Here is a 20,905-nt window from a genome sequence, read left to right on the forward strand (position 1 = left end):
CGGACGTTGTCCACGGAGTCGACCTTCTCCAGGAGCTCCCAGCCCTCGGCGTAGGCCTGCATCATGGCGTACTCGATGCCGTTGTGGACCATCTTGGAGAAGTGGCCGGCGCCGACCTTGCCCGCGTGGACGTAGCCGAAGTCGCCCTCGGGCTTCAGGGCGTCGAAGACCGGCTTGACCTTGGCGACGTTCTCCTCGGAGCCGCCGACCATCAGCGCGTAGCCGTTCTCCAGGCCCCAGACGCCGCCGGAGACACCGGCGTCGACGAAGCCGATGCCCTTGGCCGCGAGCTCCTCGGCGTGCTTCTCGTCGTCCGTCCAGCGGGAGTTGCCGCCGTCGACGACGATGTCGCCCTCGGAGAGCAGGGCGCCGAGCTCGTCGACGGTCGACTGGGTGGCGGCACCGGCCGGGACCATCACCCACACCACGCGCGGGCCCTCGAGCTTCTCGACGAGCTCCTGGAGGGAGGCGACGTCGGAGACCTCGGGGTTGCGGTCGTAGCCGATGACGGTGTGGCCGGCGCGGCGGATGCGCTCGCGCATGTTGCCGCCCATCTTGCCGAGACCGATGAGACCGAGCTGCATGTCAGTTCACTTACCTTCAGTGCTAGTTGTGGCTGATCTAGGGCTACTTGCGACCGCGCAGCGCGCGGTACGTGCTGACCAGGGACTGCGTCGACGCGTCGAGGCCGGGGACCTCCGCGCCTTCGGTGAGGGCGGGCTCCACGCGCTTGGCGAGGACCTTGCCGAGCTCGACGCCCCACTGGTCGAAGGAGTCGATGTTCCAGATGGCGCCCTGGACGAAGACCTTCTGCTCGTAGAGGGCGATGAGCTGGCCGAGGACCGACGGGGTCAGCTCGCGCGCGAGGATCGTCGTCGTCGGGTGGTTGCCCTTGAACGTCTTGTGGGCGACCAGTTCCTCGGCGACGCCCTCCGCGCGGACCTCGTCCGGCGTCTTGCCGAAGGCGAGCGCCTGGCCCTGCGCGAACAGGTTGGCCATCAGCAGGTCGTGCTGGTCCTTGAGACCGTCGCTCAGCTCGTCGACGGGGTTCGCGAAGCCGATGAAGTCCGCCGGGATCAGCTTCGTGCCCTGGTGGATCAGCTGGTAGTAGGCGTGCTGGCCGTTGGTGCCGGGGGTGCCCCAGACGACCGGGCCCGTCTGCCACTCCACGCCGCGGCCCTGGCGGTCCACGGACTTGCCGTTGGACTCCATGTCGAGCTGCTGGAGGTACGCGGTGAACTTGGAGAGGTAGTGCGAGTACGGCAGCACCGCGTGCGACTGCGCGCCGTGGAAGTTGCCGTACCAGACGCCGAGGAGGCCGAGCAGCAGCGGCGCGTTCGCCTCGGCGGGGGCCGTGCGGAAGTGGTCGTCGACCAGGCGGAAGCCGTCGAGCAGCTCGCGGAACGCGTCCGGGCCGATGGCGATCATCAGCGAGAGGCCGATGGCCGAGTCGAAGGAGTAGCGGCCGCCGACCCAGTCCCAGAACGCGAACATGTTGGCTGTGTCGATGCCGAACTCGGAGACCTTCTCGGCGTTGGTCGAAAGGGCGACGAAGTGCTTCGCGACGGCGGACTCGTCCTTCAGCGCCGCAAGCAGCCAGGAGCGCGCCGCCTTCGCGTTGGTGATCGTCTCGATCGTCGTGAAGGTCTTGGACGCGATGATGAACAGCGTCTCGGCCGGGTCGAGGTCGCGGACGGCCTCGTGCAGGTCGGCGCCGTCGACGTTCGACACGAAGCGGACCGTCAGATCGCGGGCGGTGAACGGGCGCAGCGCCTCGTACGCCATCGCGGGGCCGAGGTCCGAGCCGCCGATGCCGACGTTGACGATGGTGCGGATCCGCTTGCCGGTGTGGCCGGTCCACTCCCCCGTACGCACGGAGTCGGCGAAGACGGCCATCTGGTCGAGGACCTCGTGCACCTTCGGCACGATGTTCTCGCCGTCGACCTCGACCACGGCGTCGGCCGGGGCGCGCAGGGCCGTGTGCAGCACGGCGCGGTCCTCGGTCGTGTTGATCTTCTCGCCGCGGAACATGGCGTCGCGCTGCCCGAACACGTCGGTGGCGGTGGCCAGTTCCTGGAGCAGGGCGAGGGTCTCGTCCGTGATCAGGTGCTTGGAGTAGTCGATGTGCAGGTCACCGACGTCGAGCGTGTAGCGCTCGGCACGGGCCGCGTCCTTCGCGAACAGGTCGCGCAGGTGCGTGCCGTTGAACTTCGCGCGGTGGTCCTCAAGGGCCGTCCACTGCGGGCGGCGGGTGAGGAAGGGGGCGGTGTCAGGCATGTTGAACGGACTCCTTGGTGACTTTGCTGCCTTTGCTGCCTTTGCCGGGGGCGGCTGCCTGCAGGGCCACGGCGTACATCTCGTCGGCGTCGAGGCGCCGGAGTTCCTCCGCGATCAGCTCGGCGGTGGAGCGGACCTTGAGGGCGAGGGTGCGCTCGGGCTGTCCCGGCAGGGTCAGCTTGGCGAGCGGCCCTTCCGGGCGGTCGATGCGGATCTCACCGCTCGGCGTGCCGAGGCGGACCGCGGTGACGACCGGGCCTTCCGTGACGACCCGCTCGACCGGGACGCCGAGCCGGGCGCCGAGCCAGCGCGCGAGCAGTTCGGCGCTGGGGTTCTCGGCCTCGGACTCGACGGCCGCGGAGACGACGTCGGTACGGGCCTGGTCGAGCGCGGCGGCCAGCATGGAGCGCCACGGGGTGAGCCGGGTCCAGGCCAGGTCGGTGTCGCCGGGGGCGTAGTGCGCGGCGCGCCGGTCGAGGGCGGCGAGCGCGTCCTCGTCGGCGTACAGGTCGGTGATGCGGCGGGCGGCGAGCGCGCCGAGCGGGTCCTTGGAGGGCTCGTCGGGGGCGTCGACCGGCCACCACACGACGACCGGGGCGTCGGGCAGCAGCAGCGGCAGGACGACGGAGTCGGCGTGCTGGCCGGTCTCGCCGTACAGGCGCAGAACGACCGTCTCGCCGGTGCCGGCCTCGGAGCCGAGGCGGACCTCGGCGTCGAGCCGGTTGCCGTGCCGGTCGCGGGGCAGGCGCTTGGTGCGCCGGATGACGACGAGGGTGCGCGAGGGGTGCTCGCGGGACGCCTCCTGGGCGGCCTTCGTCGCGTCGTAGGCGTTCTCCTCGTCCGTGACGATGACCATCGTCAGGACCATGCCCACCGCGGGCGTCCCGATGGCCCGGCGTCCTTCGACGAGCGCCTTGTTGACCTTGCTTGCCGTGGTGTCGGTCAGGTCGATCCTCATGGCCTGCGCCAGCTCCGTCCGTCTCGTGCGAGCATCTCGTCCGCTTCCTTCGGGCCCCAGCTCCCCGAGGCGTACCGGGCGGGCCTGCCGACCTTGTCCCAGTGCTCCTCGATGGGGTCGAGGATGCGCCAGGACTCCTCGACCTCTTCCGTACGGGGGAAGAGGTTGGCGTCGCCCAGCAACACGTCCAGGATCAGCCGCTCGTACGCTTCCGGGCTGGACTCGGTGAACGACTCGCCGTAAGCGAAGTCCATGGACACGTCGCGGATCTCCATCGACGTACCCGGCACCTTGGATCCGAAGCGCACCGTCATGCCCTCGTCCGGCTGAACGCGGATGACGATCGCGTTCTGGCCGAGTTCCTCGGTGGCGGTGTGGTCGAACGGGGAGTGCGGGGCGCGCTGGAAGACGACCGCGATCTCCGTGACGCGGCGGCCGAGGCGCTTGCCGGTGCGCAGGTAGAACGGGACGCCCGCCCAGCGGCGGTTGTCGATGCCCAGCTTCACGGCCGCGTAGGTGTCGGTCTTCGACGCGCGGTCGATGCCGTCTTCCTGGAGGTAGCCGCGGACCTTCTCGCCGCCCTGCCAGCCCGCCGCGTACTGCGCGCGGACCGTGGACTTCTCCAGGTCGGCGGGGAGCCGTACGGACTTGAGGACCTTGAGCTTCTCGTTGACCAGCGACTCGGCGTCGAACGCGGCGGGCTCCTCCATCGCCGTGAGGGCGAGCAGCTGGAGCAGGTGGTTCTGGATGACGTCGCGGGCGGCGCCGATGCCGTCGTAGTAGCCGGCGCGGCCGCCGATGCCGATGTCCTCGGCCATCGTGATCTGGATGTGGTCGACGTAGGACCGGTTCCAGATCGGCTCGTACATCTGGTTGGCGAAGCGCAGCGCCAGGATGTTCTGGACGGTCTCCTTGCCGAGGTAGTGGTCGATGCGGAAGACCTGCTCGGGCGAGAACACGTCGTGCACGATCGCGTTGAGCTCGTGCGCCGACCCGCTGTCGTGACCGAACGGCTTCTCGATGACGGCGCGCCGCCAGGAGCCCTCGGCCGCGTCCGCGAGACCGTGCTTCTTGAGCTGCTGCACGACCTTGGGGAAGAACTTCGGCGGTACGGAGAGGTAGAACGCGTAGTTGCCGCTGGTGCCGCGCTTCTCGTCGAGTTCGTCGACGGATTCGCGCAGCTGCTTGAACGCGGTGTCGTCGTCGAAGTCGCCGGGGATGAAGCGCATGCCGTCGGCGAGCTGCTGCCAGACCTCCTCGCGGAAGGGGGTGCGGGCGTGCTCCTTGACCGAGTCGTGGACGACCTGCGCGAAGTCCTGGTCCTCCCACTCGCGGCGGGCGAAGCCGAGGAGCGAGAAGCCGGGCGGCAGCAGGCCGCGGTTGGCGAGGTCGTAGACGGCCGGCATCAGCTTCTTGCGGGACAGGTCGCCCGTGACGCCGAAGATGACGAGCCCGGAGGGGCCCGCGACGCGCGGCAGACGCCGGTCGCGCGGGTCCCTCAGCGGGTTCTGCCAAGCGGTGGAGCTCACTTGGACTCAGCCTCCGTCAGGCGGGAGGAGACGGTGCCGAGCAGGTCGTTCCAGGCGCTCTCGAACTTGGCGACGGCCTCGTCCTCGAGCTGCTGGGTGACCTCGTCGAGGGAGATGCCGAGCGCGTCGACGGCCTTGAGCTCGGCGCGGGCCTGCTCGTAGCGGCCGGTGATGGTGTCGCCGGTGATCTCACCGTGGTCCGCGGTCGCCTTCAGGGTGCCCTCGGGCATGGTGTTGACGGTGCCGGGCGCGACCAGCTCGTCGACGTACAGGGTGTCCTTGTACGCGGGGTCCTTGACGCCGGTGGAGGCCCACAGCGGGCGCTGCTTGTTGGCGCCCGCGGCCGCCAGCTTGGTGGCGCGCTCGGCGGCGAAGGCCTGCTCGAACGCCTCATAGGCGAGACGGGCGTTGGCGAGCGCCGACTTGCCCTTGGCGTCCTTGGCCCCGTCGGTGCCGATCTTGTCGAGGCGCTTGTCGATCTCGGCGTCGACGCGCGAGACGAAGAAAGAGGCGACCGAGTGGATCGAGGAGAGGTCGATGCCGCGCTCGTGGGCCTTCTCCAGGCCGGCCAGGTAGGCGTCCATGACGGCCTTGTAGCGGTCGAGGGAGAAGATCAGCGTGACGTTGACCGAGATGCCGAGGCCGATGACCTCGGTGATCGCCGGGAGGCCCGCGAGGGTCGCCGGGATCTTGATCATGACGTTCTCGCGGTCGACGAGCCAGGCGAGCTGCTTGGCCTCGGCGATGGTGGCATCGGTGTTGTGGGCCAGGCGCGGGTCGACCTCGATGGAGACGCGGCCGTCACGGCCCTGCGTCGCGTCGTACACGGGGCGCAGGATGTCGGCGGCGGCGCGCACGTCCTGGGTCGTCATCATGCGCACGGCCTCGTCGACGGTGACCTTGCGGACGGCCAGGTCGGCGAGCTGCTCCTCGTAGCCCTCGCCCTTGCCGATGGCGGCCTGGAAGATCGAGGGGTTCGTGGTGACGCCCACGACGTGGCTGTTCTCGATGAGCTCGGCGAGGTTGCCGGACTCGATGCGGGTGCGGGACAGGTCGTCCAGCCAGATGGAAACGCCTTCGTCGGACAGCGACTTGAGGGGTGCGACGGCGTTGCTCATGTTCTGCTTCATCTTCTTTCGGGCGTGCGTACGTGTGTTACGTGGGGTCAGGCGCGGGCGGCGGCGAGAGACTCGCGGGCCTTGGCGGCGACGTTCTCGGCGGTGAAGCCGAACTCGGCGAAGAGCGTGCCCGCGTCGGCGGAGGCACCGAAGTGCTCCAGGGAGACGATCCGGCCCGCGTCACCGACGTAGCGGTACCAGGTCAGGCCGATGCCGGCCTCGACCGCCACGCGGGCCTTGACCGACGGCGGCAGGACGGCGGCGCGGTACTCGGCGTCCTGCTCCTCGAACCACTCGACGGACGGCATCGAGACGACGCGGGTGGCGACGCCCTCGGCCTCCAGCTGCTCACGGGCGGCGACGGCGAGCTGCACCTCGGAGCCGGTGGCGATGAGGACGACGTCGGGGGTGCCGGTGGAGGCCTCGAAGAGGACGTAACCGCCCTTGGCGGCATCCGCGTTGGCCTCGTACGTCGGCAGGCCCTGACGGGAGAGCGCCAGGCCGTGCGGGGCCGGCTTCTCGGTGCCGCGCTCGAGGATCTCGCGCCAGGCGGTGGTGGTCTCGTTGGCGTCGGCCGGGCGGACCACGTTCAGGCCCGGGATGGCGCGCAGCGCGGCGAGGTGCTCGACGGGCTGGTGGGTCGGGCCGTCCTCGCCGAGACCGATGGAGTCGTGGGTCCAGACGTAGGTGACGGGGAGCTGCATGAGGGCCGACATACGGACCGCGTTGCGCATGTAGTCGGAGAACACGAGGAACGTGCCGCCGTAGATGCGGGTGTTGCCGTGCAGCGCGATGCCGTTCATCTCAGCGGCCATCGAGAACTCGCGGATGCCGAAGTGCACGGTGCGGCCGTACGGGTCGGCCTCGGAGAGCGGGTTGCCCTTCGGGAGGAAGGAGCTGGTCTTGTCGATGGTCGTGTTGTTGGAGCCGGCGAGGTCGGCGGAGCCGCCCCACAGTTCGGGGACGACCGGGCCGAGCGCCTGGAGGACCTTGCCGGACGCGGCGCGCGTGGCGACCTTCGTGCCGGTCTCGAAGGACGGCAGGGCGTCCTCCCAGCCCTCGGGGAGGCGGCCCGCGAGCACGCGGTCGAGGGTCGCGGAGCGCTCCGGGTTGGCGCTGCGCCACTCGGCGAGCTGCTTGTCCCAGGCTGCGTGCGCCTCGGCGCCGCGGTCGAGGGCGCCGCGGGTGTGGGCGACGACCTCGTCCTCGACGATGAAGGACTGCTCGGGGTCGAAGCCGAGGACCTTCTTCGTGGCGGCGATCTCCTCGGCGCCGAGCGCCGAGCCGTGCGAGGCCTCGGTGTTCTTCGCGGTCGGGGCGGGCCAGGCGATGATCGTGCGCATCGCGATGATCGAGGGCTTGTCGGTGACGGCCTTGGCGGCGGCGAGCGCCTCGTACAGGGCCTTCGGGTCGACGTCCCCGTCCGCCGTGGGCGCGATGCGCTGGACGTGCCAGCCGTACGCCTCGTAGCGCTTCAGGACGTCCTCGGAGAAGGCGGTCGCGGTGTCGCCCTCGATGGAGATGTGGTTGTCGTCGTAGACGAAGACGAGGTTGCCGAGCTTCTGGTGGCCCGCGAGGGATGAGGCCTCGGCGGAGACGCCCTCCTCCAGGTCGCCGTCGGAGACGATCGCCCAGATGGTGTGATCGAAGGGGGAGGCGCCCTCGGGAGCCTCGGGGTCGAACAGACCGCGCTCATAGCGGGCGGCCATGGCCATGCCCACCGCGTTGGCGAGGCCCTGGCCGAGCGGCCCGGTCGTGGTCTCGACACCGGCGGTGTGGCCGTACTCGGGGTGACCCGGCGTCTTCGAACCCTGCGTGCGGAACGCCTTCAGGTCGTCGAGCTCCAGCTCGTAACCGGCCAGGAACAGCTGGGTGTAAAGGGTGAGGCTGGTGTGGCCGGGCGACAGGACGAAGCGGTCGCGGCCGGTCCACTCCGGGTCGGCCGGGTCGTGCCGCATGGCCTTCTGGAAGATGGTGTACGCGGCCGGGGCCAGGCTCATCGCGGTGCCGGGGTGACCGTTGCCGACCTTCTGCACCGCGTCCGCCGCCAGGAGGCGCGCGGTGTCGACGGCACGCTGGTCGCGCTCGGTCCACTCGAAGGCGCTCTGGAAGGGGTCGAGTCCGTCCGGTGTCTGCGTGCTCATCTGTACAGCTTCCTTCACATCCGTTGTCCTGCCGAGGTACCGAAAGGCACCGTCCCCCCAGGACCAAAGTCCCAGGTCGAACCACTTACGAATGTAAAGGTCATACTTTTGGCTCGCCAGGTACCTCCGTGCCAGCGTTCGGTGAAAATGGGACACTCGCCGAAGCCAGAGCCAAGGAGAGTGGATGGCGGAGCAGGACCCCTCACAGACGAGCGCACATCTGCGGGCGCCCACTGAGAATCGAGCGCAGATCCGCACCTATCCGTTCGACCCGGGCGCGAGCCTGTCCGGCGTCGGGGTCCAGGTCGGGCCGATGGGTTCCGAGGGCCCGTGGGCGGGTGGCGTCGGCCTGTCGCGGCGCGTGCACCGCATCGACTTCCACGTGCTGCTGTTCTTCCGCGAGGGCCCCGCCCGCCACATGATCGACTTCACCGAGTACGAGGTGGGGGCGGGGGACATCCTGTGGATCCGGCCGGGGCAGGTGCACGGCTTCTCGACGGAGGACGCGTACGTCGGCACGGCGCTGACCATGCAGCCGGGGTTCCTGCCGCGGGCCATCGTCGAGGCGACCGGGCTCTACCGCTACGACCGGCCACCGCTGCTGCACCCCGACGCGGAGCAACTCGCCGCGCTCGACGCCTCGTTGGAGCAGTTGCGCCGCGAGTACGTGGACACGGACACGCTGCCGCTGAGCCTGCACACCGCGGTGCTGCGGCACACCCTGACGGCGTTGATGCTGCGCGTGGCGCATGTGTCGGCGCGGGCCGCGATGGAGGACGACGGGACGCCGCAGCAGAACACGACGTTCACGCGGTTCCGCGCGGCGGTCGAGCACGGGTTCGCGTCCAACCACAGCGTGAGTGCGTACGCCGACGAGTTGGGGTATTCGCGTCGCACGCTGGTCCGGGCGGTGCGGGCCGCGACGGGGCTCACGCCGAAGGCGTTCATCGATCGGCGGGTGATTCTGGAGGCGAAGCGGATGCTGGCGCATACGGAGTTGCCGGTGGGGCGGATCGGGGTTGCGGTGGGGTTTGCGGATTCGGCGAATTTCTCGAAGTACTTTCAGCAGCATGTGGGGGCTACGCCGGCCGGGTTTCGTGAGGGTACGGTCGGCCGGGGTTGACGACTCGGGGCTCCGCCCCGGACCCCGCGCCTCAATCGCCGGCGGGGCTTGATTTGCCGGAACCGCTTGCATAGCCAGAAGCGCCTGATAGGCACAATGGGCCCATGTCACGCGCCTCCTCCACCTGTCCCTGCGGGCTTCCCGCCGCCTACGAAGCGTGCTGCGGCCGGCACCATTCCGGCAGCAGCGCCGCGCCCACCGCTGAAGCGTTGATGCGGTCGCGGTATGTCGCGTTCGTTCGGCGGGACGGGGGGTATCTGCTGCGGACCTGGCATCCGGACACCCGGCCGCCCCGCATCGACTTCGATGACGCGCCGCGGTGGACCGGGCTGGAGATCGTGGAGACCGGTGACGGGTCCGCGTTCCATCAGCGCGGCACCGTCACCTTCCGCGCCCGCTACAAGGGCGGCGAGCTGCACGAGCGCAGCCGGTTCTCCCGGGTGGACGGTGCGTGGGTGTACGTCGACGGGGACTTCATCGAGTAACTCGCCGTCGCGGCAAGGTGGTTCAGGGCGCGAGGATGTCCAGCTCCTCCAGCGCGCCGACCGCGATCTCCCGCGTGAGCGCCTCCGCGCGCTCCGCGTCCCGCTCCCGTACCGCCTCCGCGACCTTGACGTGGAGGCTGACCGCCGCCGGGTCCGGGTCCTCGAACATGACCTGGTGGTGGGTGCGGCCCGAGAGGACCTCCGCCACCAGATCGCCGAGGTGGGCGAACATCTCGTTGCCCGACGCGTTGAGCACCACACGATGGAACTCGACGTCGTGGAAGAGGTAGCCCTCCAGTTGTTGACCCCGAGAGTTCGCCACCATGCCGAGCGCGCACTCCGTGAGCTCCGCGCACTGCTCCGCGCTCGCGTTCCGCGCCGCCAGGCCCGCCGCGATCGGCTCGACCGCCGAGCGCAGCACCGTCAACGACCGCAGCTGGCGCGGCCGGTCGGTGCCCGCGAGGCGCCAGCGGATCACCTGCGGGTCGTAGACGTTCCATTCCCCCGCGGGCCGCACCGTCACGCCGACCCGGCGCCGCGAGGCCACCAGGTGCATCGACTCCAGGACCCGCACCGCCTCGCGCATGACCGAGCGGGACACCTCATAGCGCTGCGCCAGCTCGTCGGTGCGCAGCACGCTGCCCGCCGGGTACTCGCCCGCCGTGATGGCGGGGCCGAGGCTTTCCAGTACGCGGGCATGCAGGCCGCGGCCCTCTGTGGTCATGGGTTTACCCTAGCCCCGGGCTCAATGGTCTGACTTTTACATCACAGCCCCTTGAATTAGTCAGACCTATTGGGTTTCAGTGAGGTGACACAGCGATGTCGACGAAGACAGCGAGGCAGTACCCGATGAGCACCCCCCACGTCGTCGTGGTGATGGGCGTGGCAGGAACCGGCAAGACAACGATCGGTCCCCTGCTCGCCGAACGACTCGGCGTCCCCTACGCCGAGGGCGACGACTTCCACCCCGAGGCCAACATCGAGAAGATGTCGGCCGGCACCCCCCTGACCGACGAGGACCGCTGGCCCTGGCTCGATGCCATCGGCCGGTGGGCACACGGCCGGGCAGGGCTCGGCGGGGTGGTCTCCAGCTCCGCCCTCAAGCGCAGCTACCGTGACCGCCTGCGGGCCGAGGCCCCCGGCGCCGTCTTCGTCCACCTCACCGGCTCGCGCGAGCTGATCGAGGACCGGATGGGGCATCGCGAAGGACACTTCATGCCCACCTCGCTGCTCGATTCGCAGTTCGCCACGCTCCAGCCGCTCGCGGCGGACGAGGCGGGCGTGGCCGTCGACGTCGCGGGAACACCTGAGGAGATCGCGGACCGGGCCGTACGGGCCCTGGCCGCACTCGACTCCGCGGCCCCCACCGCGTAACGCCCGTAAAACCCCCGTCCCCCCACTCGTACAAGGGATAAGACCGTGACCAGACTCAGCGTCGAGATGCTGGCAGCGGACACCGTCGAGCCGATCACGTCCGCGGGCCATGCCCAGCTCGGGATCGCCGTGCTCGCGGGAATCGCCGTCATCGTCCTGCTCATCACCAAGTTCAAGATGCACGCCTTCCTGGCGCTGACCATCGGCTCGCTCGCGCTCGGCGCGTTCGCCGGTGCGCCGCTGGACAAGGTGATCGAAAGCTTCAGCGGCGGGCTCGGTGAAACCGTCGCCGGCGTCGGCGTGCTGATCGCGCTCGGCGCGATCCTCGGCAAGCTGCTCGCCGACTCCGGCGGCGCCGACCAGATCGTCGACACGATCCTCGCCAAGGCCGGCAAGTCCGGCGGCAAGGCGATGCCGTGGGCCATGGTGCTCATCGCCGCCGTGATCGGTCTGCCGCTCTTCTTCGAGGTCGGCATCGTCCTGCTGATCCCCGTCGTCCTGATGGTCGCCAAGCGCGGCAACTACTCGCTGATGCGGATCGGCATCCCGGCCCTCGCCGGCCTGTCCGTCATGCACGGCCTGATCCCGCCGCACCCCGGCCCGCTCGTCGCGATCCAGGCGGTGGACGCCAACCTCGGCCTCACGCTGGCGCTCGGCATCCTCGTCGCCATCCCGACGGTCGTCATCGCGGGCCCGGTCTTCTCGAAGTACGCGGCCAAGTGGGTCGACGTCCCGGCCCCCGAGAAGATGATCCCTGCCCGCGCCTCCGACGACCTGGAGAAGCGTCCGAGCTTCGGCGCCGCCGTCGCGACGATCCTGCTGCCGGTCGTGATGATGCTGTCCAAGGCTCTCGTCGACGTCATCGTGGACGACCCGGACGCCATGGTCCAGCGCGTGTTCGACGTGATCGGCAACCCGATGATGGCGCTGCTCGTCGCCGTCGTCGTCGCCATGTTCACCCTCGGCCGCCCGGCCGGCTTCACCAAGGGCAAGGTGCTCTCCACCACCGAGAAGTCCCTCGGCCCGATCGCGGGCGTGCTGCTCATCGTGGGCGCGGGCGGTGGCTTCAAGGGCACCCTCGTCGACTCCGGTGTCGGCGAGATGATCATGGAGATCTCCAAGGACTGGGGCCTCCCGACGCTGCTGCTCGCCTGGCTCATCGCGGTCGTCATCCGCGTCGCCACGGGTTCGGCCACGGTCGCCACGGTCTCCGCCGCCGGTCTGGTCGCACCCCTCGCGGCCAACATGAGCGACTCCCACACGGCGCTCCTCGTCCTGGCGATCGGCGCGGGTTCGCTGTTCTTCAGCCACGTCAACGACGCCGGTTTCTGGCTGGTCAAGGAGTACTTCGGGCTCAGCGTCGGGCAGACCGTGAAGACCTGGTCGCTCATGGAGACGATCATCTCCGTGGTCGCGGGTGCGCTGGTACTGCTGCTGTCGCTGGTGATCTAGCGAAGCACTCTTTCCGTGCCGGGCCCTCGCAGCGTGCTTGCTGCGGGGGCCCGTTCACATGTCGGTCGTGTCGCGGTCGAGCCACTCGCCGTGCTCGCGCGCGGCCCAGTCCCGGTCCACGAAGCCGGTACGCAGGCCCCGGCGCGCCTCGGGGTCGGCGACCGCCATGCCGATGTGCCCGGCGAGCACGATACCGAGGGCGAGCGCCAGCCAGTCGTGCACGAAGGTGCTGCCGGTGCGCACGGTGAGCGGGGCGAGGTGGGTGAACCACATGAGTAGTCCCGTGCCGAGCATCACCAGGACGGCGCCTGCGAGCCACGCCGCCCACAGTTTCTGCCCGGCGTTGAACTTGCCCGCCGGGCGGTGTCCCGGACGCCGGTGCAGGACCGCGCGCAGCCATGCCTTGTCGTGGGGGCCGAACCGGTTGAGCCGGCCCAGGTCCGCGCGGAAGGCGCGGGAGACGAGGCCGGCCAGGAAGGGCACCGGCAGCAGCAGGCCCGACCATTCGTGGAGCGTGACCACGAGGGCGCGGCGGCCGACGAGTTCGGCGAGCTGCGGAACGTAGAGGCAGGCGGCCGTCGCGACGCACACGCCCATGAGGACGGCCGTGGCGCGGTGCACCCAGCGTTCGGCGCGGGTGAACCGGCGGACGGCTGCCGCGAGTTGCTCAGTTCGTGGGCTCATCGTCGCGTCCGTTCGAGCGGCCGACCCAGGCGTCGATGTCGTAGCCGCGCTCCTCCCAGTAACCGGGCTGTACGTCGTCGGTGACGGTGATGCCGGAGAGCCACTTGGCCGACTTGTAGAAGTACATGGGGGCCGCGTAGAGGCGCACCGGGCCGCCGTGCGCGTGCGAGAGGTCCTTGTCCTGCATGCGCAGCGCCACCAGGACGTCGGCGCGGCGGGCCTGCTTCAGCGTGAGGCTCTCGCTGTACGTGCCGTCGAAGCAGGTCAGGCGTACGGCCCTGGCGGTGGGGCGCACCCCCGCGGCGTCCAGGATCCGCGAGAGCCGTACACCTTCGAAGGGCGTGTGCGGGACCCGCCAGCCCGTGACGCACTGGATGTCGCGGACGAGGCGGGTCTGCGGCAGCGCCCTCAGTCCGGGGAGCGTGTACGTCGACGGGTGGTCGACCAGGCCGTCGACCTTGAGGCGGTAGGTCTCGGCGCTCTTGTGGGGGACGGAGGCGGCGACCGAGTAGTAGCGGAAGCCGCCGCCGTTCGGCAGTACGCCGGTGAGGCCGGTGGGGTCCTTCTGGGCGAGGCTTTCGAAGGCGTGTTGGAGGGTGGGGGCGGCGGCCACGGTGAGCGCTCCCGCGCCCAGCATTCCGAGGATTAGCCGTCGGCCTACCGGGGGGCCTTGGTTCGGGGTCACGTTGCGATTCCAGCATCACGGGGGGCCGGATACCAGGGGTTTCGGCCCCCCGTCAGGGGTTCGTCACTTGTGGCTCCCGGGGCAGCGCCCCCCATCAAGCCCCTGCGGCGACTGAGCAGCGGGGTCCGGGGCGGAGCCCCGAGTCCTCAGCCCCGGATGGGGTTGCGCTCCCGGGGCGCTGCCCCGGACCCCGCGCCTCAATCGCCGGCGGGGCTTGAATGGTCCGCACGTTGGTCCAGCTGGAAGGCCTCGTTGCCCAAGCCGATGCGCGCGTGGGCCTCGGGGCTTGTGCGGCGGAGGAACAGGCCGTACGCGCCGCCGGCCACCGCCGCGAGGGCGATGATGCCGGGGAGGATCCAGTTGAGCGGGGAGTTGGGGCCCGAGCCGACCAGGACGTCGAAGTCCTTGACCGTGTAGACGGCGATCACGAGGAGGGCCAGGCCCGCCACCGCGGACGCCGCCAGGCGCCACGCCTGCGACCCCGCGGCCCCACGCCGCGCGAAGAACACGATGACCGCGAGGGACGCCGTGGCCATGAGGACGATGACGCCGAGCGCGCCCACGTTGCCGCCCCACGTGAACAGGTGCAGGACCGGCGCCGTCGGGTCGCCGAACGGCCCGTCGTCGGCGATCGCGAAGCCGACGACCGCGATCAGCGCGATCACCGACTGCAGCACCGAGCCCTTGCCGGGCGCCCCGGTCGCCGTGTTCGTCCGCCCGAACGCGGCGGGCAGCAGCCCCTCGCGCCCCATCGCGAACGCGTACCGCGCCACCACGTTGTGGAAGCTGAGCAGCGCCGCGAACATGCCGGTGACGAAGAGGACATGGACGACGTCCGTGAAGGCGCCGCCGAGGCGGTCCTCCGTCAGTCCGAAGAGGAGACCCGCCGACTGCTTCTGTGCGGCCCCGACGATGCCGGAGGGGCCCGTAGCCACCGTCATCGCCCACGAGCTGAACGCGAAGAAGAGGGCGACGCCGCCGACCGCGAGGAACATCACGCGCGGCACCAGGACGTGCGGCCTGCTGGTCTCCTCCGCGTACACCGGTGCCTGCTCGAAGCCGGTGAACGCGGCGATGCAGAAGCAGAGCGCCGTGCCGAGGCCGACGCCCGAGAGGGTCTCCGGGTTGAAGGCGTGCAGGGACAGGCCCTGGGGGCCGGGGTCGCCGATGGCCGCGATGTCGAAGACGACCACGACGGCGACCTCGATGAGGAGCAGGACGCCCAGCACCTTCGCGTTGACGTCGATCTTCAGCAGGCCGAGTGCGCCGACCGCGAGGACCGCCACCAACGCCGGTATCCACCAAGCCAGTTCGAGGCTCAGAAACTGCTCGGCGAGGCCCTCGACCTCGTAGCCGAACAGTCCGAAGATGCCGACCTGCAGCACGCTGTAGGCGACGAGCGCGACGAAGGCCGCCGCCGCGCCCGCGGTCGGGCCGAGGCCGCGGGCGATGTACGCGTAGAACGCCCCGGCGTTGTGCACGTGCCGGCTCAACTCCGCGTAGCCGACGCTGAAGAGGGCCAGCACGACGCCGAGGAGGAGGAAGAGGAGCGGCATGCCGACCACCCCCATCACCGCGAACGTCGTCGGCATGACCCCCGCGACGACCAGCAGCGGCCCGGTCGCGGCGAGCACGGAGAGCAGCAGCCCCGCCGTACCGAGCCGCCCGGCGCGCAGCGCGCCCGTCTCGCCCAGATACGTGTGAATGGCCGGATCCGCCGTGGCCTCGGGCGGTCGCTCGCTCGCGCTCATTGGGGGGACGTCCCTTCCTTCGTGCGGTGAGGTGGGTGAAGTGAGGTGAGGGCTTGGGCGGTGAATCTCTACGCCGAGCCGAGCGCGGCGCCGCGCGCGACCCGGAACGCTTCGTACGGGTCCCGGTCCGGGTACGACCAGGGGTGCGGTGTGCTGTACCGGCCGATCCGGTGGAACAGGGCGGCCGCCTCGGCGGGGCGGCCCTCGCAGTACTTCGCGTGCGCAAGGTAGTTGAGGTCGATGCGGCCGCGCGGGTGCGAGGCACCGGCCGGCTCACGCGCGGCTCCCCACTCCAGCCACCAGTCGAACGCGGCCTTCAGGACGAGCCGGGCGCGCCGCCCCGACCAGTGCCCGGACGCCTTCGGGTCGTCGGAGAGCACACCCACGCGGGCGAGCACCCGGTAGCGCTCGGCGTGCGCGACGACCGGGAGCAGCGCCAACGGCGAGTCCGGCGTGACCTGTTCACCGGCCCAGGACGCGAAGTCGTACACCTCGTGCATCGGGTCCTGCCCGACGTCGGCCCGCCGCTCGGCGAGCCGCGCAACCATCAGGTGGTGTGCGTGGTGGTGTCCGGGATGCCGCAGGCGTACCTCGTCGAAGAGCCGCACGACGTCCTCCTCGCTCCCCAACTCCCGCTCCAGGAGCATCAGCCCGAGCAGCGGCGTCGGATCGTCGGGCACGAGCTCCGCCGCCCGCGCGCACGCGTCGCGCGCCTTCTCCGGGCGGTCGCGGCCCTCGACGGCACGCAGCACGCCCGCGCAGGCGAGCAGCACGACCGCGTCGGTGGAGTCGGGTTCGGCGAGCAGCCAGTCGCGGGCCCAGACGTTGGCCGTGGGTTCGCCGGCGAGGCCGAGGACGCGGTGGCCGCGCAGGTCCCAGTCGCTGCCGGTGGCGCGGAGCAGGGATCTGACCTCGGTCCAGCGGCCGCGGGCGAGAGCGGAGCGCGCCGCGACGAGCTCGGTGTCGTCGAGCGCGGGATCGCCGAAGGGCGGGATGTGCGCGGGCTTCTTGCGGGAGCGCCCGAGCGGAGGCGGGGGTGGGGGCACCGCGGCGGGGTCCTTACGGCTGTTCAGATGTGGGTGAGTGGACGGCAAATCGATGATCAAGCACAGCAAACCGGTACGGAGGTGTCCGCGTCAAGGTCGGCCGGTGACGCACTTCACCAACTCGTCGAAAACGCAGGTGAGTTCGGCGCGCAAGCGGAAGGCGTCGCTCGCTCGCGCGCGGGTGGCCGCGCGGGCCGCTATCGTCGACAGGGTGTCGGTTGTCGTCCTCGTCCTCTCCGTGAGCGCGGCGTTCTGTCTGGGCATCGGTTTCGTCCTCCAGCAGAACGCGGCGGCGCGGGCCCCGCTCAGCGACTTCCTCTCACCCCGGCTGCTGCTCGACCTGGTGCGCGTACCGCGCTGGCTCGGCGGGATCGGCCTGATGGTGTGCGGGATGGTGCTCGGCGCGCTGGCCCTCGGCAAGGGCGAGGTGACCCTCGTCGAGCCGCTGCTCGCCACGAACCTCCTCTTCGCCCTGCTGCTCTCCCGCCGTCAGACGAGATCGCCGCTCGGCCGGCAGGGCTGGGCGGGGCTGCTGCTGCTCGCGGGCGGCGTCACGGCGTTCATCGTCGCCGGGCAGCCGCGGGGTGGCAGCGCGGTCACCGATCCGCTGCGGCACTGGCTGATCATCGGCGTGATGGTCGGCGGGGCGCTGCTCCTCGCGGCCCTCGCGAGGCGCTCCCGGCTGACCGCGGGCCCCGCACTTCTCGGGGTGGCGGCGGGCCTGCTGTACGGGGTGCAGGACGCGTTGACGCGGGTGAGCGGTCAGCGGTTCTCCGCGGGCGGCTGGCCGGAGCTGTTCACCGGCTGGCAGCCGTACGCGGTGCTGGTGCTGGGGGTCACGGGGCTCGTCCTGGTGCAGAGCGCGTTCGAGACGGCGCCGCTGCGGATGTCGCTGCCCGCGCTGACCGCGGCGCAGCCGCTGGCCGGGATCGCGTGCGGCGTGGGCTTCCTGGGCGACCGGCTGCGGATGGACACGGGGGCGCTCGCGTGGGAGGCGGTGGGCCTGGCCGGAATCGTGGCCGGCGTCGTCCTGCTCGGGCTGCACCCCGCGATGCCGGGCGCCGCGGCGTGCGGGCGGGACCGGGTGGAGGCACCGCTTTAGCCGTCCCCCTTAGCCTGCGGTTCATGAATCCCGCTGAGGAAATCCTCGACATCGTCGACGAGCAGGACCGCGTGATCGGGCAGGCGCCGCGCGGCGAGGCCTACGCGAAGCACCTGCGCCACCGGTGCGCGTTCATCCTCGCCAGGAACCCGGCCGGCGACATCTTCGTGCACCGCCGCACCCCCACCAAACTCGTCTTCCCCTCCCACCACGACATGTTCGTCGGCGGAGTGGTCGGCGCAGGCGAGACGTACGACGAGGCGGCGCTGCGCGAGGCGGAGGAGGAGCTGGGGGTGAGCGGACTCCCGCGGCCCACACCGCTGTTCACGTTCCTGTACGAGGGCGACGCGGGGCAGTCCTGGTGGTCGTCCGTCTACGAGGTCACCTTCGATCTGCCGGTGCGCCCGCAGGTCGAGGAGATCGACTGGCACGCGTTCCTGAGCCCCGACGAACTAGAGCGGCGGATCGGCGAGTGGGACTGGACGCCCGACGGGCTCGCGGCGTACGAGCGGTGGAAAACGCACGGGTAAAACGCACGGGTAATGTGCCGCGAGTGATCGAATTTGTACGCAGTATCCGTCTCTGGTTCGCGCCGGAGCGGGTCAGAGAAGAGGGTGACACTCCCGACTACCGCTTCTCGCTCGCCAACGAGCGCACCTTCCTTGCGTGGGTGCGCACCGCGCTCGCGCTGATCGGTGGCGGTTTCGCGGTGGACCAGTTCCTGCCGGACCTGCGCTGGGGCTGGCGCGTCGGGCTCGCGCTCGCACTGCTCGCAGCGGGCGCGCTGTGCTCGCTGCGGGCCGTTGGGCACTGGGTGCGCTGCGAGCTGGCGATGCGGCGCGGCGAGGACCTGCCGGTGTCGAGGTTCCCCGCGGTGCTCGGTGTGGTGGTGGCGCTCGTCTCGGTGGCCATGGTCGTCATCGTGTTCGTGGGGTGGGAGGGGTGAGCGGGACGGACGCGCCCGTGCGCGACCCCGGGCTTCAGCCCGCCCGGACGCGGCTCGCGTGGCGGCGTACGACGCTGTCGGGCTCGGTCGCAGCGGTGCTCGCGGTGAAGGCGACGCTGAACAGCGGCGTCGGACCGGGGCGGTTCGCGGCCACGGCGCTGTGCCTGCTGCTGTGGCTGGGCTTCGTGGCGGTCGCCCACCAGCGGATCACCGGCCTCGCCCGCAACGAGGCCGCGCCGCCGGTGCTGACCCGGCGCCAGGCGGCGGCCGCCGCGCTGTGCACGGTGGCGATCACGGTGTGCGCGGCGGTACTCATCGTGTGAGGGCGCGGGATCCCGTCGTCGGCGACCACCGGAAGGGCCACGCCCCGTTCCGCCCCGTTCGCCGTAAGAACGATCACGTTTGTGAGAGCCCCTGGACGCCATACCGACTGGTCGGCATGATGGCAGCCACTGTTGCCCGGATACAGCCCGGATCCTCGGAGGACCGCGATGAGTCACCCCCCTGGCCTCGACCTCGACCAGCTGCGCGCCCATCTCGACCGGGAGCGCCCCGGCCTGGTCACCGGGCCACTGACCGGGCGGCTCATCGAGGGGGGGCGTTCCAATCTGACGTACGCGGTCGACGACGGCGCCTCGAAGTGGGTGGTGCGCAGGCCACCGCTCGGGCACGTGCTCGCGACCGCGCACGACATGAAGCGCGAGCACCGGGTGATCGCGGGGCTGCACCCCACGAACGTGCCGGTGCCGGAGCCGGTGCTGCTGTGCGAGGACGAGAACGTCGTCGGGGCGCCGTTCTACGTCATGGAGTTCGTGGACGGCACGCCGTACCGCACCGCGCAGGAGCTCGCGCCGCTCGGGCCGGAGCGCACGCGCGCCGCGGTGCTCGGGCTCGTGGACACGCTGGTCGATCTGCACGCGGTGGACCCCGCCGCGGTCGGGCTCGGCGACTTCGGGCGGCCCGATGGATTCCTCGACCGGCAGTTGCGCCGCTGGGGCAAGCAGCTGGACGCCTCCCGCAACCGTGAACTCCCGGGGATCGACGAGTTGCAGGCGGCGCTCGGCCGTGAGCTGCCGGCCTCGCCCGCGCCGACGATCGTGCACGGCGACTACCGGCTCGACAACGTGCTCGTACGGCAGGACCCCGATGGGGTCGACCGGATCAAGGCGATCCTCGACTGGGAGATGTCGACGCTCGGCGACCCGCTGACGGACGTGGGTCTGCTGGCGATGTACAGCGCCAAGCTGGACATGCCCGGCTCGCCGATCTCCACGACCGCCGAGGCCGCGGGACACCCCTCCCCCGCCGAGCTGATCGAGCGCTATGCCGAGCGGTCGGGGCGCGATGTGTCGGCGATCGCCTGGTACACCGCGTTCGCCTGGTTCAAGCTGGCCGTGATCCTCGAGGGCATCCACTACCGCTACACGCTCGGCCAGACCGTCGGCGCGGGCTTCGACCGGATCGGCGAACTGGTCCCGGTCTTCATCGACCACGGCCTCGGCACCCTCAAGCAGGGCTGAGCCACTTCAAGCCCCTGCGGCGATTGAGCAGCGGGGTCCGGGGCAGAGCCCCGCGGCGTAGGACCGGGCCCGCCGAAGTTACGGCCGCAGCGCCCGCAGCAGAAGGTCGGCCAGCTGGTCCGCCAACTGCTGCGGGGTCAGCGGCCCGTCGGGGCGGTACCACGTGGACAGGTGGTGGATCGAGCCGAAGTGGTAGTCGACCACCAGGTCGGCCGGCGTCTCGGTGGTGAAGACGCCGGCCTTCTGCCCCTCCTCGATCAGCGCCCGGAACCGCTCGTGGTACCGCCGCCGCTCGGCCCGCACCTGCTTGTTCTTCTCCGGGCTCAGATGGTGCATCGAGCGGAAGAAGATCGACGCGTCGTCGAGGTTGTCGATGGTGGTCACCACCACGTCGGCCGCCGCGCCTCGCAGCCGCTTCTCCACCGGCTCGTCCCGGTCGGCGAACGCGTCGAGCCGCTCCTGCTGGAGGCGCAGCACGCGCGCGTACACCTCGTGCAGCAGATCGTCCTTCGAGCCGAAGTAGTGGTAAAGGGCGCCCTTCGTGACGCCCGCCGCCTCCACGATCTCCTGCACCGACGTCCGGTCGTAGCCACGGTCGGCGAACAGCCGGGTGGCGGCCGCGAGGAGCCTTTGCGGGACGGGCGTGCCGTCGCCGTCGGTCGTCCTGGGCACTGCCGCCACCTGCCTTTCCGTAGTTCTCAGCCTTGTACT

21 protein-coding genes are annotated in these 20,905 nt (G+C 70.7%); 9 read left to right on the top strand and 12 right to left on the bottom strand.

The genetic code is table 11. From position 1 onward, the window contains the following. From ACWD2L_RS37895 to tkt, 6 genes are all read right to left on the bottom strand, one after another. On the bottom strand, positions 1-584 hold a 584-nt coding region (locus tag ACWD2L_RS37895; RefSeq protein ID WP_351344404.1), incomplete at its 3' end, for an NADP-dependent phosphogluconate dehydrogenase. A gap of 43 nt (positions 585-627) precedes the next feature. Next, complete coding sequence (pgi, locus tag ACWD2L_RS37900) at positions 628-2,277, bottom strand: glucose-6-phosphate isomerase (RefSeq protein WP_351344401.1); 1,650 nt, start codon at positions 2,275-2,277, stop codon at positions 628-630. Continuing rightward, positions 2,270-3,235 carry a glucose-6-phosphate dehydrogenase assembly protein OpcA gene (gene opcA, locus ACWD2L_RS37905; RefSeq protein WP_351344398.1) on the bottom strand — a complete coding sequence of 322 codons (966 nt, stop codon included), beginning with the start codon at positions 3,233-3,235 and terminating at the stop codon, positions 2,270-2,272. Before opcA ends, pgi begins: the two co-directional genes overlap by 8 nt. Then, positions 3,232-4,764, bottom strand: a complete 1,533-nt coding sequence (zwf, locus tag ACWD2L_RS37910) for a glucose-6-phosphate dehydrogenase (RefSeq protein ID WP_351344395.1) — start codon at positions 4,762-4,764, stop codon at positions 3,232-3,234. Before zwf ends, opcA begins: the two co-directional genes overlap by 4 nt. Next, complete coding sequence (gene tal, locus ACWD2L_RS37915; protein WP_351344392.1) at positions 4,761-5,882, bottom strand: transaldolase; 1,122 nt, start codon at positions 5,880-5,882, stop codon at positions 4,761-4,763. Before tal ends, zwf begins: the two co-directional genes overlap by 4 nt. A 47-nt stretch (positions 5,883-5,929) precedes the next feature. Further along, complete coding sequence (tkt, locus tag ACWD2L_RS37920; protein WP_351344389.1) at positions 5,930-8,026, bottom strand: transketolase; 2,097 nt, start codon at positions 8,024-8,026, stop codon at positions 5,930-5,932. A 184-nt stretch (positions 8,027-8,210) separates the two neighbouring features. Between tkt and ACWD2L_RS37925 the strand changes: the two genes are divergently transcribed. Then, a complete protein-coding gene (locus tag ACWD2L_RS37925) occupies positions 8,211-9,149 on the top strand; it encodes a helix-turn-helix domain-containing protein (protein WP_351344386.1) in 939 nt (312 codons plus the stop codon). A gap of 104 nt (positions 9,150-9,253) precedes the next feature. After that, positions 9,254-9,634 (top strand): YchJ family protein, encoded by a 381-nt coding sequence (locus ACWD2L_RS37930; protein ID WP_351344383.1) that lies wholly within the window; start codon positions 9,254-9,256, stop codon positions 9,632-9,634. A 22-nt stretch (positions 9,635-9,656) separates the two neighbouring features. Here the strand turns inward: ACWD2L_RS37930 and ACWD2L_RS37935 are convergent, their stop codons facing one another. After that, positions 9,657-10,358 (bottom strand): FadR/GntR family transcriptional regulator, encoded by a 702-nt coding sequence (locus ACWD2L_RS37935; protein ID WP_351344380.1) that lies wholly within the window; start codon positions 10,356-10,358, stop codon positions 9,657-9,659. A 125-nt stretch (positions 10,359-10,483) separates the two neighbouring features. On the opposite strand from ACWD2L_RS37935, the gene ACWD2L_RS37940 reads away from it, so the two are divergent. Together ACWD2L_RS37940 and ACWD2L_RS37945 are read left to right on the top strand one after the other, a co-directional pair. Beyond that, the gene (locus ACWD2L_RS37940) at positions 10,484-11,008 is read left to right on the top strand and encodes a gluconokinase (RefSeq protein ID WP_351344377.1); all 525 of its coding nucleotides are present in this window, start codon (positions 10,484-10,486) and stop codon (positions 11,006-11,008) included. A 45-nt stretch (positions 11,009-11,053) separates the two neighbouring features. Continuing rightward, entirely contained in the window at positions 11,054-12,460 is a 1,407-nt protein-coding gene (locus ACWD2L_RS37945) for a GntT/GntP/DsdX family permease (RefSeq protein WP_351344374.1), read from the top strand. A 54-nt stretch (positions 12,461-12,514) separates the two neighbouring features. On the opposite strand, the gene ACWD2L_RS37950 is transcribed toward ACWD2L_RS37945, so the two are convergent. The 4 genes from ACWD2L_RS37950 to ACWD2L_RS37965 form a co-directional block, all read right to left on the bottom strand. Then, positions 12,515-13,144, bottom strand: a complete 630-nt coding sequence (locus ACWD2L_RS37950; protein WP_351344372.1) for a cytochrome b/b6 domain-containing protein — start codon at positions 13,142-13,144, stop codon at positions 12,515-12,517. Then, positions 13,128-13,781, bottom strand: coding sequence for a molybdopterin-dependent oxidoreductase (locus ACWD2L_RS37955; RefSeq protein ID WP_351344369.1), 654 nt, complete (start codon positions 13,779-13,781; stop codon positions 13,128-13,130). Before ACWD2L_RS37955 ends, ACWD2L_RS37950 begins: the two co-directional genes overlap by 17 nt. A 245-nt stretch (positions 13,782-14,026) precedes the next feature. Continuing rightward, positions 14,027-15,580: an APC family permease gene (locus ACWD2L_RS37960; protein ID WP_351341664.1), complete on the bottom strand. Its 1,554-nt coding sequence runs from the start codon at positions 15,578-15,580 to the stop codon at positions 14,027-14,029. A gap of 68 nt (positions 15,581-15,648) precedes the next feature. After that, complete coding sequence (locus ACWD2L_RS37965) at positions 15,649-16,626, bottom strand: tetratricopeptide repeat protein (RefSeq protein WP_351341666.1); 978 nt, start codon at positions 16,624-16,626, stop codon at positions 15,649-15,651. A 211-nt stretch (positions 16,627-16,837) separates the two neighbouring features. Between ACWD2L_RS37965 and ACWD2L_RS37970 the strand changes: the two genes are divergently transcribed. From ACWD2L_RS37970 to ACWD2L_RS37990, 5 genes are all read left to right on the top strand, one after another. Further along, positions 16,838-17,728, top strand: a complete 891-nt coding sequence (locus tag ACWD2L_RS37970; RefSeq protein WP_351341728.1) for a DMT family transporter — start codon at positions 16,838-16,840, stop codon at positions 17,726-17,728. 23 nt (positions 17,729-17,751) lie between these two features. Continuing rightward, a complete protein-coding gene (locus ACWD2L_RS37975) occupies positions 17,752-18,258 on the top strand; it encodes an NUDIX hydrolase (protein WP_351341669.1) in 507 nt (168 codons plus the stop codon). 23 nt (positions 18,259-18,281) lie between these two features. Further along, positions 18,282-18,674, top strand: coding sequence for a YidH family protein (locus tag ACWD2L_RS37980; RefSeq protein ID WP_351341672.1), 393 nt, complete (start codon positions 18,282-18,284; stop codon positions 18,672-18,674). Next, positions 18,671-18,997 carry a DUF202 domain-containing protein gene (locus ACWD2L_RS37985; protein WP_351341675.1) on the top strand — a complete coding sequence of 109 codons (327 nt, stop codon included), beginning with the start codon at positions 18,671-18,673 and terminating at the stop codon, positions 18,995-18,997. Before ACWD2L_RS37980 ends, ACWD2L_RS37985 begins: the two co-directional genes overlap by 4 nt. Before the next feature lie 168 nt (positions 18,998-19,165). Then, positions 19,166-20,194, top strand: coding sequence for a phosphotransferase family protein (locus ACWD2L_RS37990; protein ID WP_351341677.1), 1,029 nt, complete (start codon positions 19,166-19,168; stop codon positions 20,192-20,194). Between the two features lie 78 nt (positions 20,195-20,272). Here ACWD2L_RS37990 and ACWD2L_RS37995 read toward each other — a convergent pair whose 3' ends face one another. Further along, on the bottom strand, positions 20,273-20,866 hold the full coding sequence (locus tag ACWD2L_RS37995) for a TetR/AcrR family transcriptional regulator (RefSeq protein ID WP_351341679.1): 594 nt from the start codon (positions 20,864-20,866) through the stop codon (positions 20,273-20,275). Between the last annotated feature and the right edge of the window lie 39 nt (positions 20,867-20,905).

The sequence above is a fragment of the Streptomyces sp. NPDC002754 genome (genome assembly GCF_053592315.1).